This is a genomic window from Streptomyces ambofaciens ATCC 23877 (assembly GCF_001267885.1).
GTDB lineage: Bacteria > Actinomycetota > Actinomycetes > Streptomycetales > Streptomycetaceae > Streptomyces > Streptomyces ambofaciens.
Genome location: NZ_CP012382.1, coordinates 6,885,369 through 6,901,402 on the forward strand (window position 1 = coordinate 6,885,369; position 16,034 = coordinate 6,901,402).

Genomic DNA, 16,034 nt, shown 5'->3' on the forward strand with positions numbered 1-16,034 from the left:
TCTGCACGGGAGTTGACCGATGTACCGTCCCGCGCATGCCGATACGCATGCGCTTCACGATCTGGAGACCGCTCGCGACGGCGGCCACGGCCGCTCTCCTGGCAACCTTCCTCACGCCCGCCGCGACCGCCCACCCCGCACCGCGACAGAGCGAACCCGTCCACTCCTACGAGGACGCCGTGCGCGAGGCCGTCTGGGTGGACACCGGACACGACGGGAACGGTGACGGAGAGGACGACCGCGTCGCCGTCGACATCGTCCGCCCCCGCGAACCCGCGCGCCAGGGCCGGAAGATCCCCGTCATCATGGACGCCAGCCCGTACTACTCCTGCTGCGGGCGCGGCAACGAGAGCCAGAAGAAGACCTACGACGCCGACGGCGACGTCGTCGGCATGCCCCTGTACTACGACAACTACTTCGTGCCGCGCGGCTACGCCTTCGTCGGCGTCGACCTGGCCGGCACCAACCGCTCCGACGGCTGCGTCGACGTCGGCGGCCCCTCCGACGTCCGCTCCGCGAAGGCGGTCGTCGACTGGCTGAACGGCCGCGCGAAGGGGTACACCAGTCGCACCGGCAGCCGGCGTGCCGAGGCGGACTGGACCAACGGGAAAACCGGCATGATCGGCAAGAGCTGGGACGGCACCATCGCCAACGGCGTCGCCGCCACCGGTGTCGAGGGCCTGGAGACCATCGTCCCGATCGCCGCCATCTCCTCCTGGTACGACTACTACTTCAGCCAGGGCGCCCCGCTCTACGGCTCCGGCCCCGACTGGCTCTCCGACTACGTCAACAGCCCCGAGGCCCGCGCCGAGTGCGACGCCGTCCAGCAGCGGCTCGTCGACGGCGCCCCGCGCACCGGCGACCGGACGAAGCTGTGGTCCGAGCGCGACTACGTGAAGGCCGCGGGCAAGGTGAGGGCGAGCGTCTTCCTCATCCACGGCATGCAGGACCTCAACGTCCGCATGGGGCACGTCGGCCCGTGGTGGGACGCCCTCGCGAAGAACGGCGTCGACCGCAAGATCTGGCTCTCCCAGACCGGCCACGTCGACCCCTTCGACTTCCGCCGCGCCGAGTGGGTCGACGCCCTGCACCGCTGGTTCGACCACGAACTCCTCGGCTACGACAACGGCATCGACGACGAACCCATGGCCGACATCGAACGCCGGCCCGGCCAGTGGGAGACGTCGACGACCTGGCCGCCGCGCTCGACGTCCACCGCGACCCTGCGCCCCGCCGACGGAGCGCGACCGGGTGTCGGCACCCTCGGCCTGCGGCCGGACCGCGGCACCGAGACCTTCACCGACGACCCCGCGCTGAGCGAGACCGACTGGGCCGCGCGCATCGACGAGCCCACCGCCGGCAAGGCCGGTTTCGTCACCGGTCCGCTCACCCGCGAGCTGCGCCTGTCGGGCGCCTCCGAGGTCACCGTCACGGCCCGGTCCAGCACCCCGACGGCCCACCTCTCCGCCGTACTCGTCGACCTCGGGCCCGACACCATCCGCGACTACGGCGACCCGGGTGAGGGCGTCACCACCCTCACCGACCGCACCTGCTGGGGCCCGAGCATGCCGGGCGACAGCTCCTGCTACCTGGAGACGGCGGCGAAGACGACCGACGTGGACCACACCGTCGTCAGCCGGGGGTGGGCCGACCTCGGCAACCACGCGTCGAAGTGGCAGGGCCGCCCGCTGACTCCGGGCAAGGCCTACACCCTCACCCTGGACCTGGCCGCGACCGACCACGTCGTCCCGGCCGGCCACCGCCTCGCGCTGATCGTCGCGGGCACCGACAAGGACCTCATCGACCCGCCCGACGACACGCCGACACTCACGCTGGACCTCTCCCGCACGTCCGCGCGCGTACCGTTCGTCGGCGGCACCGCCGCGTTCGCCAGGGCCACCGCCGGCAGGGCGACCGCCGCCCCCGCACCCGCGCCCCGCGACGGCGTGAGCGCGCCGCACACGACCCACCGCGTCCCGAAGGGAGGCCGATGAACCGCCTGCGCACCCTCACCGTGACCGCCGCGGCCCTCGCCGCGTCCCTCCTCGCCGCGCCGGCCCACGCCGACGACACCGCGCACCGCCCGCCCCGCACGGGCTTCGAACAGACGCACGGCGCCCGCTGGACCACCCAGCCCGAGGAGCAGGCGCTGCTCGCGGCCGCCGACCGGGCGAGCGGCCGCGTCACGGTCGACCGCATCGGCACCACGAAGCAGAACCGCCCGCTCCAGTTGGTGACCATCGGCAGGCCCTCCGCCCCGAACAAGGTGCTCCTCGTGTGCAGCCAGCACGGTGACGAGCCCTCGGGCCGCGAGGCCTGCCTGTCCACCGTCCGCGACCTGGTGTACGCGACGGACCGGCGGACCCGGCGCTTCCTGGACCGCACCACCGTGCTCGTCGTCCCCACCGCCAACCCCGACGGCCGGGCCGCCGACACCCGCGGCAACGGCGACGGCGTCGACGTCAACCGCGACCACCTCGCCCTGAGGACGGCCGAGGCCCGCGCCCTGGCCGCCGTCGTCCGCGACCGGCGCCCCGACGTCCTGTACGACCTGCACGAGTACGGCGCCACACCCCCGTACTACGACCGGGACCTGTTCGACCTGTGGCCCCGCAACCTCAACACCCACGCCCGGGTCCACGACGAGGCCCGCGGCCTGTCCGCGGAGTACGTCCACCCCGCCGCCGAGGCGGACGGACACACGACCGGCACCTACGGCATCTGGACCGACCCCGTCACCGGCGAGCCGATCCGGCAGACCGCTGGCGACGGCCAGGAACGCATCCTGCGGAACATGTCCGGTGTCAAGCACTCGGTCGGCCTGCTCATCGAGAGCCGCGTCGACCCGCTCACCGACGCCGAACGCGCGGATCCGGCCCTGAACAACCGGCGCCGGGTCGACTCCCAGCTCGCCGCCCTGGACGGCATGTTCCGCTTCGCCGACCGGCGGCGCGGACCCGTCGAGGCGGCCACCACGACCGCCCGGTGGTCCGGCCTGACCGACACCGGCCCCGTGTACCTCGGCGGCGCGGACAACGACCCGGCCGAACCCGCAGAGGTGCTCCGGGACCCGCCCTGCGGCTACCGGCTCGGCGCCGCCCAGTACCAGGAGGTGAGGGACGAACTGGCCCTGCACGGTGTACGAGCGCACCGGACCGGGGAGGAGGGCGCCTACGTACCGCTGCGCCAGCCGCTGCGCGCCCTCGTTCCGCTGCTCCTGGACGAGCGGGCGACGTACCACTTGACGGTAGGTGAACCCGACACCCGCTGCTGAAGAGGTGAGTTCCGCGTCGCGCGTGGTAAGGGCGTAGCAGAGGACTATTTTCAGCCTCACCGACTTGAAAGGTGCCACCTGTGACGCAGGACCGCCCGAGCGACAAGGAACACCACGAGAGAGGCACGCTTCCGGGTGCGGAAGCGGGCCTCCCGGGGCAGGAGCACAAGCCCCGCACCGACTGGATCGTCTTCGGCGTCACAGCCGCCCTGACCCTCGCCTTCGTCATCTGGGGCGCCGCCGGCACCGACTCCCTGGAGGACGCCTCAGGCACGATGCTCAGCGGCCTGATGCACAACGGCGGCTGGGCGTTCGTCCTGGCCGCCTCGGGGTTCGTCGTCTTCGCCCTCTGGCTCGCGGCCAGCCGCTACGGCCGCATCCACCTCGGCGCCGAGGGCGAGGAGCCCGAGTTCCGTACGGTGTCCTGGGTCGCGATGATGTTCAGCGCGGGCATGGGCATCGGTCTGATGTTCTGGGGCGTGAGCGAGCCGCTGGCGCACTTCGACACCGCCCCGCCCGGGACCGACCCCGCCGACACCGGCGACCGCATGGCCACGGCCATGGCGACCACCCTGTTCCACTGGACGCTCCATCCGTGGGCCATCTACGCGGTCGTCGGCCTCGGCATCGCCTACAGCACGTTCCGCAGGCGGCGCCGCCAGACCATCAGCGCCGTCTTCACCCCCCTCATCGGTGAGCGGCACGCCAACGGCGTCAGCGGCCGGGTCATCGACATCCTGGCCATCATCGCGACGGTCTTCGGCTCGGCGGCCTCGCTGGGCCTCGGCGCCCTGCAGATCGGCTCCGGCGTCGAGAAGCTCGACTGGATGGACAAGGTCAGCACCGGACTGCTGGTCGGCATCATCGCGGTGCTGACCGTGGCGTTCGTGGCCTCCGCGATCTCCGGTGTGGAGAAGGGCATCCAGTGGCTGTCCAACACCAACATGGTGCTGGCCCTGCTCCTCGTGGTGTTCGTCTTCGTCGCGGGCCCGACCATCCTCATCCTGGACCTGCTGCCGACCTCGCTCTTCACCTACCTCGGCGACCTGCCCGCGATGGCCGGCCGCACCGAGATCAGCGGCGGCGAGGGCGTCGCCGACTGGCTGAGCAGCTGGACCGTCTTCTACTGGGCGTGGTGGATCTCCTGGACGCCCTTCGTCGGCATGTTCATCGCCCGCATCAGCCGGGGCCGGACCATCCGCCAGTTCATCGGCGGCGTCATCCTCGTGCCCAGCACGGTCAGCCTGATCTGGTTCGCGATCTTCGGCGGCTCGGCGATGCGGCTCCAGGAGCAGAACCGGCTCGGCGACGAGACGACCCCCGAAGGCCGGCTCTTCGCCGTGCTGCAGGAGTACCCCATCGCCACCGTCACCAGCCTGCTGGTGATGATCCTCGTCGGCATCTTCTTCGTCTCGGGCGCCGACGCCGCCTCCATCGTGATGGGCACCCTCTCGCAGAAGGGCGCGCTCGAACCCAGCCGCTGGGTGGTGGTGTTCTGGGGTGTGGTGACCGGAGCGGTCGCCGCCATCATGCTCCTGGTCGGCAGCGGCGAGGGGGACGCGCTGACCGGTCTGCAGAACCTCACGATCCTCGCGGCGGCGCCCTTCGTCATCGTGATGATCTTCATGTGCGTCGCCCTCATGCGCGACCTGCGCCGCGACCCCCTCATCGTGCGCGGCGAGATGGCCTCCGAGGCCGTGGAGCTGGCCGTCATCGAGGGCCACAAGCAGTACGAGGGCGACTTCGAGATCCGAATCGGTCCGGGGCCCGGCACGGACGTGGAGGGCGACCCCATCGGCAAGCACCACTGACCCGGACCCCGGGGCCGACCCGCCGACGGGCGGTCACCGGCAGCGGGGGACGGGCCGGATGAAGGGCCGGCACGCGCATGCGTGCCGGCCCTTCGGTCCGCGCAGCGCCGTTCGGCGGTGACGGCCGGGAGCCGGTACCCGGGGGCCGGAGGCCGCCGTCAGCCGGAGGCGAGAGCGGCCGCCTCGCGCGCACAGCCCCAGGCGACGGTGAACGCCCCCGCCGCCGTGCCCGTAGTTGTGCACCAGCAGCCTCCCGTCGGCGAGCGGCTCGCGCTCCAGCCGTACCGCGTCCCGGGCCGGGCGCAGCCCCACCAGGTGGCGCAGTACGCGCGCCCCGGCGATCTCGGGCCGCAGCGCCGCGCACCGTCGCACGATCGCCTCCGCGACCGCGGGGTCCGGCTCGGCCGACCAGGCGTCCTCCTCGGCCGTGCCGCCCAGCACCAGCCGGCCGGGCTGCGGGAAGAAGTACGCCATCTCCCCGGAGACGGGGTCGGTGGAGACCGTCCAGGTCCGGATGCCGGGGTTCTCCACGACGACCAGCTGCCCGCGCACCGGACGCACGGACGGGTCCGGGACCAGCTCCCGGGCCCCCAGCCCCGTGCAGTTGACGACCACGGGTGCCTCGGCCTCCGCCAGATCCCTCACCGCGCGGGTCTCCACCACACCGCCCGCCGACACCAACCGCTCCCGCAAGTACGGGAGATGAGTCGACATGTCGATGAGCGGCAGCCGCGCCCACAGCCCGGCGCCGCCGTACTCCCGGGCGGTCGCCGCGCGCAGCCCCGGCAACCGGGCGGCCGCCCACGTGTCCACCTCGTCCGGGCCGGTCTCGCCCAGCACCCCTTCGACCATGCGTACGCCGGTCTCCTCGGGCCGCGCCGCCAGGTCCTCGTACACGTCCAGGGAGCGCAGCGCCCAGGTGCGCGCCAGGGCGACCGGCTCGATGCGGTACGGCCACCAGAGCGCGCCCGCGACCGCCGAGGTGGTCCGCTCGGCGGGCTCCCGCGTCCACAACCGCACCCGCCGGCCCCGCTCGGCGAGGGCGACGGCGGTCGTCAGTCCGACCACTCCGCCGCCGACGACGACGATCTCGGCACTCGGTCCGGTATCCACACGGGGACGTTAGCGGAACACGTCATGCCGTGCGCAGACCGGCCTCGCCCTGGGAATACTCACCGCATGGCTGTCGAGTACGCGACCTTCGGGCTGACGCCGGCGATGCGGGCCGGGGGAGTGCTCGCCGACGGCGACCACCAGGTCCACCGCGACTTCCTGGACTTCGTCGTCGACGGACGCCCCCTGCTGTTCCGCCTCTGCGACCTGGACGCCGTCTCCCCGCTCGCCTCCGACGTACCCCCCGCGATCTTCACCGCGCAGGTCCGCAGCCTGCTCCTGGAGACCGACGCGCCCCTGCCCGGCGGCCGGTACGTCATCTACGGCTGTCCCGAGTGCGAGGACCTGGCCTGCGGCGCGGTGACCGCCGTGATCCTGCGCGACGGCGACGACTTCGTCTGGCGGGACTTCGCCTGGCAGACCGGCGAACACGCCGACCTGGAACGCGACGGCTATCACGGCATCGGCCCCTACCGCTTCCCCGGCGCCGAGTACCGCACGGCCCTCGCCGCCCTGCTCGACGGCACCGCGCACACCACCCGCCGGGTCCTGCTGATCGGCGCGCGCGTCGCCCTGCTCGCCAGGCTCGCCGCCGCGTTGCGCACCATCGGTGTGGGCGCCGACATCACCGAGGACGCCGGCGCGGTGCCGGCCGACGAACTGCGGGCCTACGGTGCCTTCGCCTTCGGCGACGCGGTCCCGGACGAGGAGCGCGCGGCCGTACGGCGGGCCTTCGCCGACGCCGGGGTGGACGCGGCCGAGGTCGACGGTCTCGCCCCGATCGTTCCACTGCTCGTCGCCCAGATCGAACACGCCCTGGGCAGCGGCCCGGCCGGCCGGCACCGGCTGACCCGGCTGACGGCGACCGGCACCGCGGCGGACGTCGAGGTCACCTCACCCTGCCGGGTGCGGCTCACCGCGTACCGCCTGGACCGCCTCCACCGCACCCGCGCCCGCGAGGTCTTCGACGGGGTGCTCGAACCGGGCAGCCACCGCCTCCCCCTGGACGCCGGCGCGGTGAAGGGGGAGGCCTACCTGGTGGCGCGGGCGCCGGGGAGCGTACTGGTCACGGCGGTGCGGCGCGGGACACCCGGGTGAGCGGGCCCCGGACCGCCGGTAAAATCCACACTCTGATGACTGCCACCCTCGTCGCCAAGAACCTCGCCGCCGGCCACGGCGACCGCTCCCTGTTCACCGGGCTCGACCTCGTCGTCGCCCCCGGCGACGTGATCGGTCTCGTCGGAGCCAACGGCGCGGGCAAGTCCACCCTGCTGCGGCTGCTGGCCGGGCTGACCGCGCCGGAACGGGGCGAGCTGCGTCTCTCCCCGCCGACCGCCACCGTCGGCCACCTCCCGCAGGAACCCGAGCGCCGGCCCGGTGAGACGGTCCGTGCCTTCCTGGCCCGCCGCACCGGCGTCACCGAGGCCCAGCGCGCGATGGACGAGGCCACACAGGCGCTGGTCGACGGCGCCCCGGGCGCCGACGACGCCTACGCGACCGCCCTGGAGCGCTGGCTCGGCCTGGGCGGCGCCGATCTCGACGACCGCGCCGAGGAGACCGCCGCCTCGCTGGGCCTGACGGTGGACCTGGACCAGCCCATGACATCGCTCTCCGGCGGCCAGGCGGCACGGGCCGGCCTCGCCTCCCTCCTGCTGTCCCGTTACGACGTCTTCCTGCTCGACGAACCGACCAACGACCTCGACCTGGACGGCCTGGAGCGCCTCGAACGCTTCGTGACCGGCCTGCGCGCCGGCACCGTCGTCGTCAGCCACGACCGCGAGTTCCTCACCCGCACCGTCACCAAGGTCCTCGAACTCGACCTCGCCCAACAGCAGATCAACCTCTACGGCGGCGGCTACGAGGCCTACCTGGAGGAACGCGAGGTGGCCCGCCGGCACGCCCGCGACGACTACGAGGAGTACGCCGACAGGCGGGCGGCCCTCCAGGACCGGGCGCAGACGCAGCGCTCCTGGATGGACAAGGGCGTCAAGAACGCCCGGCGCAAGGCCGGTGACAACGACAAGATCGGCCGCAAGTTCCGCAGCGAGTCCAGCGAGAAGCAGGCCGCCAAGGCCCGCCAGACGCAGCGCATGATCGAGCGTCTGGAGGTCGTCGAGGAACCGCGCAAGGAGTGGGACCTGCGGATGGAGATCGCCTCGGCGCCCCGCTCGGGCGCGGTGGTCGCCACCCTGCGCGACGCCGAGGTCAGGCGGGGCGACTTCGTCCTCGGCCCGGTCTCGCTCCAGATCGACTGGGCGGACCGGGTGGCGGTCACCGGGGCCAACGGCGCGGGCAAGTCCACGCTCCTCGCCGCGCTCCTGGGCCGCGTCCCGCTCGATGCCGGTCACGCGGCCCTCGGCTCCGGCGTCCTGCTCGGTGAGGTCGACCAGGCCCGCGAGCTGTTCCACGGCCCCGAATCACTGCTCGACGCCTTCCGCACGGCGACCCCGGACACCGAACCGGCCGAGATCCGCACCCTCCTGGCCAAGTTCGGCCTCAAGGCGGACCACGTGGTGCGCGCGGCGTCGACCCTCTCACCCGGCGAACGCACGCGGGCCGCGCTGGCCCTGCTCCAGGGAGCAGGCGTCAACCTCCTCGTCCTGGACGAGCCGACCAACCACCTGGACCTGCCGGCCATCGAGCAGCTGGAATCGGCCCTCGACGCCTACGAGGGCACGCTCCTGCTGATCACCCACGACCGGCGCATGCTGGACGCGGTGCGCGTCACCCGCCGCCTGGAGGTGTCCGACGGCAAGGTGACGGAGGCGTCGGCGTAACCGCGTCGCACCTCCGTCACCCCGCCGGGCGGCTACGCCAGTCCGGCCCGTCGCAGCGCGTCGGCCATCGCCCCGTCGGCGGGAGCCGGCGCGGCCGACGCGGGCCGCTTCCTGCCCCCGGAGGGCTGCCGCTGCTGCCGCTGCTTGGGCGGCCGTCCGCCGCGTTCCCGCTTCTGCTCGCCCTGCTCGCCCTGGGGAGCGGCCTCGTCGTCCAGCCGCAGCGTCAGCGAGATCCGCTTGCGCGGGATGTCGACGTCCATCACCTTCACCCGCACGATGTCGCCGGGCTTCACCACGTCCCTCGGGTCCTTCACGAAGGTCTTCGACATCGCGGACACGTGCACCAGTCCGTCCTGGTGCACGCCCACGTCCACGAACGCCCCGAACGCCGCGACGTTCGTCACGACACCCTCCAGGACCATCCCGGAGGACAGGTCGGAGAGCTTCTCCACACCTTCCTTGAAGGTGGCCGTCTTGAAGGCGGGCCGCGGGTCGCGCCCGGGCTTCTCCAGCTCCCTGAGGATGTCGGTGACCGTCGGCAGACCGAACGCCTCGTCCACGAAGTCGTCCGGCCTCAGCGAGCGCAGCACGGAGGTGTTGCCGATCAGACCGGCCACCTCCTGCCCCACGGTCTTCACCATCCGGCGCACCACCGGGTACGCCTCGGGGTGCACGCTGGACGCGTCCAGCGGGTCGCTGCCGCCCCGGATCCGCAGGAAGCCCGCGCACTGCTCGTACGCCTTGGGCCCGAGCCGCGACACCTTCTTCAGCTCGGTGCGCGAAGTGAACGGCCCGTTGGTGTCCCGGTGCGCGACGATGTTCTCGGCGAGCCCCGAGGTGATGCCGGACACGCGGGAGAGCAAGGGGGCCGAGGCGGTGTTGACGTCCACGCCCACGCCGTTGACGCAGTCCTCGACGACCGCGTCCAGCGAGCGGGACAGCTTCACCTCGGACAGGTCGTGCTGGTACTGGCCGACGCCGATCGACTTCGGGTCGATCTTCACCAGCTCGGCCAGCGGGTCCTGCAGCCGGCGGGCGATCGACACCGCGCCGCGCAGCGAGACGTCCATGTCCGGCAGTTCCTGGGAGGCGAAGGCGGAGGCCGAGTACACGGAGGCGCCCGCTTCGGACACCATCACCTTGGTGAGCTTCAACTCCGGGTGCTTGGCGATGAGTTCCCCGGCGAGCTTGTCGGTCTCGCGGGACGCCGTCCCGTTGCCGATGGCCACCAGCTCGACGGCGTGCTCCCGGGCCAGCCGGGCCAGCCTGGCGATCGCCTCGTCCCAGCGGTTGGCCGGGACGTGCGGGTGGATCACGTCCGTGGCCACGACCTTGCCGGTCGCGTCGACCACGGCGACCTTCACGCCGGTGCGGAAGCCCGGGTCCAGGCCGAGCGTCGCGCGGGTGCCGGCCGGGGCCGCCAGCAGCAGGTCCCGCAGGTTCGCGGCGAAGACGTTCACGGCCTCGTCCTCGGCGGCCGTGCGCAGCCGCAGCCTGAGGTCGATGCCGAGGTGTACCAGGATGCGGGTGCGCCAGGCCCAGCGGACGGTGTCCTTCAGCCACTTGTCGCCGGGCCGGCCGCGGTCCGCGATCCCGAAGCGGCTCGCGACGATCCCCTCGTAGGACGACGGGCCGTCGGTGGCCTCCTCGGGCTCCAGGACCAGGTCGAGCACGTCCTCCTTCTCGCCGCGCAGCATGGCGAGGATCCGGTGGGAGGGCAGCTCGGTGAACGGCTCGGCGAAGTCGAAGTAGTCGGCGAACTTGGCGCCAGCCTCCTCCTTGCCCTCCTTCACCTTGGCGGCGAGCCGCCCGCGCACCCACATCCGCTCGCGCAGCTCGCCGATCAGGTCGGCGTCCTCGGAGAAGCGCTCCGTGAGGATCGACCGCGCTCCGTCCAGTGCGGCCTGCGGATCGGCCACGCCCTTGTCGGCGTCGACGAACGCGGACGCCGCGGCGAGCGGGTCCACGGACGGGTCACCGAGCAGGCCCTCGGCCAGCGGTTCCAGTCCGGCCTCGCGCGCGATCTGCGCCTTCGTCCGCCGCTTGGGCTTGAACGGCAGGTAGATGTCCTCCAGGCGCGCCTTGGTCTCCGCCGTGCGGATGCGCGCTTCGAGCTCCTCGGTGAGCTTGCCCTGCTCGCGCACCGAGTCGAGGATCGCCGTGCGCCGGTCCTCCAGCTCCCGCAGGTAACGCAGCCGCTCCTCGAGCGTGCGCAGCTGCGCGTCGTCGAGCATCTCGGTCGCTTCCTTGCGGTAGCGGGCGATGAAGGGCACCGTCGAGCCGCCGTCGAGCAGCTCCACCGCGGCCCTCACCTGCCGCTCCCGTACGCCGAGCTCCTCGGCGATCCTGCTCTCGATGGACCTCACGTCGATGGACGCGCTGGATCCGGGTGTCGTCACGATCCCGTACCGCCTTCTCACAGAGGTTGCGCGGCAATTGTGGCAGGTGGCGCCACCGATCGGGGATCAGGGCGCCACCCGGGCCGGTCGGGACCGCCGTACCGGGGTCCGGAGTCAGACCCTGCGGCTGCGGGTGGAGGACGAGGCCCCGCCGAAGAGCCGGGCCACGGCCCGGAAGGGGAGCGTGACGACGGTGGCGACGGCGCCACCGATCTGGCGGAGTACGTCTGCGATGGCACGGAACACGTGAAGCCCCTTTCCTCTCCCGGCCCCTCCGGCCGGGACAGTACGGGTACCTCGTCCGCGGCCGGACATGCCCCCGCGGCTCGCCCGGACCGGGATCACGCCTTGCCGAGCAGGTCCCCCGGGAAGGCGCCCGCGCCGACTGCCGTACGGGCGAAGGCCGTTGCGAGCTCTGTGAGCCGCGCCACGCCGTCCGCGCCGAGATGCGCGTAGGGGGCGGCGTCCAGCCGGTCCGTCTCCCGTTCGACGTCGTCGCGCAGCGCCACGCCCGCCCCGGTCAGCTCGCCGGCCCCGTCGATCAGCCCGCGCCCGCGCAGCCGGTCCGTCGCCGCGTCCCACTCCTGGCGGCTCCAGCCCCGGGTGTTGAAGATCCACTTCGGTGCCATGCCCTTGCCGGTCGCGGTGTGCGTCACCAGCGCCTCCAGGCCGCCCAGGCCGGCGGCCGCCAGCGCGGCGACATGGCCGTCGCCCCGGTGTTCGCGCAGCAGGGTCGCCGCGTGCCAGTACGCCAGGTGCGGCGCGTCGGGCACGGGGAGGTCGGCGTGGGCCGAGTACAGGGGGCGGGCCCCGCGCGTGCAGCCCTCGGCGGCGCGCAGTGCCAGGCCGGCCGCCTCCGACATCTCCGGGGAGGTCAGGATCTCCTCGCCCAGCAGCCGGCGCATCGTCGCGTCGACGGCGCGCCCGCGTGCCGCCAGGGCCTGCTCCGGGGTGACGGTCTCCCACACCGCGGGCACGTACCGGGCGACGAGATCGTGCCGGTAGTTGTAGAAGGCCGCCGTCACGGCTCCGGCGCCGACCGGACCCAGCGCGGCGGCACGTGCCGCGAAGTTGACGGCCCGGGGGTCGGTGACCCCGAGGGCGCCCAGTTCCCGGCCCAGGTCGGGCGAGAAGTAGTGCGTCGAGTGCAGGGTGTTGAGCGCGTTGTGGCAGCGGCGGCCGGCGCGTGCGTCGAGGACGGCAGGTGTCATGCCGCGCAGGTTACCAACCGCTCAGTACGTCCTCCAGGCCTCTCGTGCCGTCCTTCCGCACTCCGGACGGGCATGGCAGCAAAGGTGGGAAACTCGTCATTGCGGCCATCACCCAGCGGGCGCACCATCAAGGGCATGGCGCAGCGAACCGTCCTCCTCGTCCTGTTCGACGACGTCCAGAGCCTCGATGTCACCGGCCCCGTGGAGGTGTTCGCGGGCGCCGAGAAGCACACGCCGGGGACCTACCGCATCCGTACCGCCTCGCTGGACGGCGCCCCCGTGCGCACGTCCAGCGGTCTGACCGTCGTACCCGACCAGGCACTCGCCGCGGCGTCCGAGCCGGACACCCTGATCGTCCCCGGCGGCCAGGGCACCCGGAATCCCGATCCGCGACTGATCGAGTGGCTGCGTGGACAGGGCCCGCACGTCCGGCGCCTGGTCTCCGTCTGCACCGGGGCGATCCTGCTCGCCCGGGCGGGGCTGCTCGACGGCCGCCGAGCCACCACCCACTGGGCCTACTCCGACCGGCTCGCCCGCGACCACCCGGCCGTGGACGTCGACCCCGACCCGATCTACGTCCGTGACGGCCACGTCGCCACGTCCGCCGGTGTCACCTCCGGCATCGACCTCGCCCTGGCCCTGGTGGAGGAGGACCTGGACCGGGAGGCGGCCCTGACCGTCGCCCGCCACCTGGTGGTGTTCCTGCGCCGGCCCGGCAACCAGGCCCAGTTCAGCGCCCAGCTCGCCGCCCAGACCGCACGGCGCGAGCCCCTGCGGGAGGTGCAGCGGTGGATCACCGAGCACCCGGGCGCCGATCTGGGCGTCGAGTCTCTCGCCGCCCGCGCGGGCCTCTCGCCCCGCCACTTCGCCCGGGCCTTCCGTGCGGAGACCGGCATGACACCCGGCCGCTACGTCGACCGGGTCAGGATCGAGCACGCCCGCCGGCTCCTGGAGGACACCGGCGCGGGCGTCGAGCAGGTCTCCCGCGCCAGCGGTTACGGCACCCCGGAGGCCATGCGCCGCGCTTTCGTCAGCGCCCTCGGAACCGCGCCGGCCGAGTACCGCCGCCGCTTCCGTCCCGCCCCCGAGCCGGCCCGCACCGCCCCCACCACCGGCACCGCCCCCACCGCCGACTCCACCCGTGACGCCCGGACCACCCGAACCAGCTGACATCCGGGACCACCCGCACCCCATGACACCCGGGCCACGGGACCGCCCGCACCACGTGACACCCGGGCCACGGGACCACCCGCACCACGTGACACCCGGGCCACGGGACCACCCGCACCACGGGACACCCCGGCCTCCGGGACCGCCCGCATCACGTCACACCCGTGCCACCGGAAACGCCCGCACCACATGACACCCGGACCACCGGGACCGCCGACCGAGAGGAAACCCGTGCAGACAGCCATCGTGCTCTTCGACCGTTTCACCGCCCTGGACGCCGTGGGCCCCTACGAGATCCTCGGCCGCCTCCCCGGCGCGGAGACGGTCTTCGTCGCCGAGCAGGCGGGCCCGGTGCGCAACGACACCGGGAGCCTCGCGCTCGTCGCCGACCGGACGCTGGCCGACGTGCCGGCCCCCGACCTCGTCGTCGTGCCGGGCGGCCCCGGCCAGACCCCGCAGATGGAGAACGAGACCCTGCTGGACTGGCTGCGCACAGCCGACGCCACCAGCACCTGGACCACCTCGGTCTGCACCGGCTCGCTGCTCCTCGCCGCGGCCGGCCTGCTTCAGGGCCGCCGCGCCACCTCGCACTGGCTGGCCCTGTCCCACCTGGGCCGGTTCGGCGCCGAGCCGACCGGGGAGAGGGTGGTCACCGACGGCAAGTACGTCACCGCGGCGGGAGTCTCCTCCGGCATCGACATGGGCCTGACCCTCCTCGGCCGGATCGCCGGCGACGACCACGCCCGGGCGGTCCAGCTGCTGACCGAGTACGACCCGCAGCCGCCCTACGACGCCGGGTCGCCGCAGAAGGCGCCCGCCCACCTCGTGGAGGAGTTCCGCGGCAAGAGCCGGTTCATCCTGACGTAGCCGCGCCCGTCGGGGCGCTCCAGCCGAAACGCGGCTGCCTCCGCTCCAGGAAGGCGGCGACCCCCTCGGCGGTGTCGCCGCTGCCGCGGGCCTGCCCGGCCCAGTAGGCGTCCCGGTCGGTGCGTCCGTTCGCGAACTCCTTCGCCGCGGCCTGTGTCAGCTGCGAGCGCGACACCAGCAGCCGGGCGAACCGGTCGACCCGCTCGCCCAGTCCGCCCTCCGGCAGGACCTCGTCGACCAGGCCCGTGCGCAGTGCCCGCTGCGCATCGATCAACTCCCCGGAGAACAGCAGGTACTTCGCGGTGGCGGGTCCGGTCAGCGCCACCAGCCGCCGCGTCGACGACGCCGGATACACCACCCCCAGTTTGGCCGGGGTCACCCCGAACGACGCGGACTCCTCGGCGAACCGCAGGTCGCAGGCCGCCGCCAACTGCGCCCCGCCGCCCACGCAGTGACCGCGGATCGCCGCCAGGGTGGGCCGGGGGAAGGCCGCGAGCGCCTCCTCGGCGCGGACGGCGAGCGCCTGCGCCTCCTCCGCCGACTCCCGCAGCGTCGAGATGTCGGCCCCGGCGCAGAACGTCGCGCCCTCACCGGTCAGCACGAGCGCCCGCACCGCCGGATCACCCGCCAGGGCGTCGAGCAGCGGAGGCAGGGCCCGCCACATCGCGGCGGTCATGGCGTTGCGCTTGGCGGGATGGTGGACGACTACGGTGGCGACCGAGTCGGCGACCCGGTGCAGCAGCTGCGGCTCCATGGCCCGGATGCTATCGGCCGGTCCAAGGGGCCCTGCGGGCGATACCGGTGGGACAGGAACGGTCCCACAACTGACCGTGTCATACGCCAACGGTCAGAAGCGCTCGATACCCGCTGACTTGTGTTCACTTTCCCGGAACGAAGGGACGCGTTACCAACACTCAGGGGTGTGGTGACAATCGAGCCCAGGGGTGGCGACCGGACGATGGACGAGACCGGGCCCGCCGGGCCGCTGCCGTACGAAGGCGTCTGGCGGTTCACCGCCCCCGCCGTGGACGAGTCGGTCCCGCGGGCGCGGCACGCCGTGCGGGACCTGCTGGTACGCCAGGGCGTCCCGGTCTCCGACGACGTGGCCCAGGGCCTGCTCCTGATCGTCTCCGAGCTGGTCACCAACGCCGTCCGGCACGCGGCGGTGCTGTCGCCGGTGCTCGCCGTGGAGGTCGCCGTGGGGCCCGAGTGGGTCCGGGTGTCCGTGGAGGACAACCACCCCTACCGCCCGACCGCCCTGGAGACCGATCACGGCCGGACGGGCGGGCGCGGGCTGCTCCTGGTCCGGGAGATCACCCGGGAGGCGGGCGGAGCGTGCGACGTCGCCCACACGGCGGGCGGCGGCAAGGTGATCTGGGTCGCCCTGCCGCTCGAACACGCCCTGCGCTAGG

At 73.2% G+C, this 16,034-nt stretch carries 12 protein-coding genes and 1 pseudogene; 8 read left to right on the forward strand and 5 right to left on the reverse strand.

The features are described from left to right. Window positions 1-35 precede the first annotated feature (35 nt). From SAM23877_RS30315 to SAM23877_RS30325, 3 genes are all read left to right on the forward strand, one after another. On the forward strand, window positions 36-1,994 hold the full coding sequence (locus SAM23877_RS30315) for a Xaa-Pro dipeptidyl-peptidase (RefSeq protein ID WP_053139929.1): 1,959 nt from the start codon (window positions 36-38) through the stop codon (window positions 1,992-1,994). Continuing rightward, window positions 1,991-3,274 carry a M14 family metallopeptidase gene (locus SAM23877_RS30320; RefSeq protein ID WP_053139931.1) on the forward strand — a complete coding sequence of 428 codons (1,284 nt, stop codon included), beginning with the start codon at window positions 1,991-1,993 and terminating at the stop codon, window positions 3,272-3,274. Before SAM23877_RS30315 ends, SAM23877_RS30320 begins: the two co-directional genes overlap by 4 nt. Before the next feature lie 80 nt (window positions 3,275-3,354). Further along, window positions 3,355-5,085 carry a BCCT family transporter gene (locus SAM23877_RS30325; protein ID WP_053139933.1) on the forward strand — a complete coding sequence of 577 codons (1,731 nt, stop codon included), beginning with the start codon at window positions 3,355-3,357 and terminating at the stop codon, window positions 5,083-5,085. Window positions 5,086-5,243: 158 nt separating this feature from the next. Here the strand turns inward: SAM23877_RS30325 and SAM23877_RS30330 are convergent. Beyond that, window positions 5,244-6,198: pseudogene (locus tag SAM23877_RS30330) on the reverse strand (FAD-dependent oxidoreductase). Window positions 6,199-6,264: 66 nt separating this feature from the next. Between SAM23877_RS30330 and SAM23877_RS30335 the strand changes: the two are divergent. Continuing rightward, on the forward strand, window positions 6,265-7,296 hold the full coding sequence (locus tag SAM23877_RS30335; RefSeq protein WP_053139935.1) for a hypothetical protein: 1,032 nt from the start codon (window positions 6,265-6,267) through the stop codon (window positions 7,294-7,296). A gap of 35 nt (window positions 7,297-7,331) precedes the next feature. Continuing rightward, window positions 7,332-8,975 (forward strand): ABC-F family ATP-binding cassette domain-containing protein, encoded by a 1,644-nt coding sequence (locus SAM23877_RS30340; protein ID WP_053139937.1) that lies wholly within the window; start codon window positions 7,332-7,334, stop codon window positions 8,973-8,975. 32 nt (window positions 8,976-9,007) lie between these two features. On the opposite strand, the gene SAM23877_RS30345 is transcribed toward SAM23877_RS30340, so the two are convergent. From SAM23877_RS30345 to SAM23877_RS30350, 3 genes are all read right to left on the reverse strand, one after another. Then, window positions 9,008-11,374 (reverse strand): Tex family protein, encoded by a 2,367-nt coding sequence (locus SAM23877_RS30345; protein ID WP_053139939.1) that lies wholly within the window; start codon window positions 11,372-11,374, stop codon window positions 9,008-9,010. Between the two features lie 114 nt (window positions 11,375-11,488). Beyond that, the gene (locus SAM23877_RS41850; RefSeq protein WP_252100479.1) at window positions 11,489-11,620 is read right to left on the reverse strand and encodes an LPFR motif small protein; all 132 of its coding nucleotides are present in this window, start codon (window positions 11,618-11,620) and stop codon (window positions 11,489-11,491) included. Window positions 11,621-11,715: 95 nt separating this feature from the next. Further along, window positions 11,716-12,585, reverse strand: a complete 870-nt coding sequence (locus tag SAM23877_RS30350) for an SCO6745 family protein (protein WP_053139941.1) — start codon at window positions 12,583-12,585, stop codon at window positions 11,716-11,718. Between the two features lie 135 nt (window positions 12,586-12,720). On the opposite strand from SAM23877_RS30350, the gene SAM23877_RS30355 reads away from it, so the two are divergent. Together SAM23877_RS30355 and SAM23877_RS30360 are read left to right on the forward strand one after the other, a co-directional pair. Continuing rightward, entirely contained in the window at window positions 12,721-13,755 is a 1,035-nt protein-coding gene (locus tag SAM23877_RS30355; protein WP_079030526.1) for a GlxA family transcriptional regulator, read from the forward strand. A gap of 231 nt (window positions 13,756-13,986) precedes the next feature. Beyond that, on the forward strand, window positions 13,987-14,622 hold the full coding sequence (locus SAM23877_RS30360) for a DJ-1/PfpI family protein (RefSeq protein WP_053139943.1): 636 nt from the start codon (window positions 13,987-13,989) through the stop codon (window positions 14,620-14,622). On the opposite strand, the gene SAM23877_RS30365 is transcribed toward SAM23877_RS30360, so the two are convergent. Continuing rightward, window positions 14,609-15,376: an enoyl-CoA hydratase/isomerase family protein gene (locus SAM23877_RS30365; protein ID WP_053139945.1), complete on the reverse strand. Its 768-nt coding sequence runs from the start codon at window positions 15,374-15,376 to the stop codon at window positions 14,609-14,611. The two genes, SAM23877_RS30360 and SAM23877_RS30365, sit on opposite strands and share 14 nt — an antisense overlap. Window positions 15,377-15,580: 204 nt before the next feature. On the opposite strand from SAM23877_RS30365, the gene SAM23877_RS30370 reads away from it, so the two are divergent. Further along, entirely contained in the window at window positions 15,581-16,033 is a 453-nt protein-coding gene (locus SAM23877_RS30370) for an ATP-binding protein (protein WP_053139947.1), read from the forward strand. Window position 16,034 lies beyond the last annotated feature (1 nt).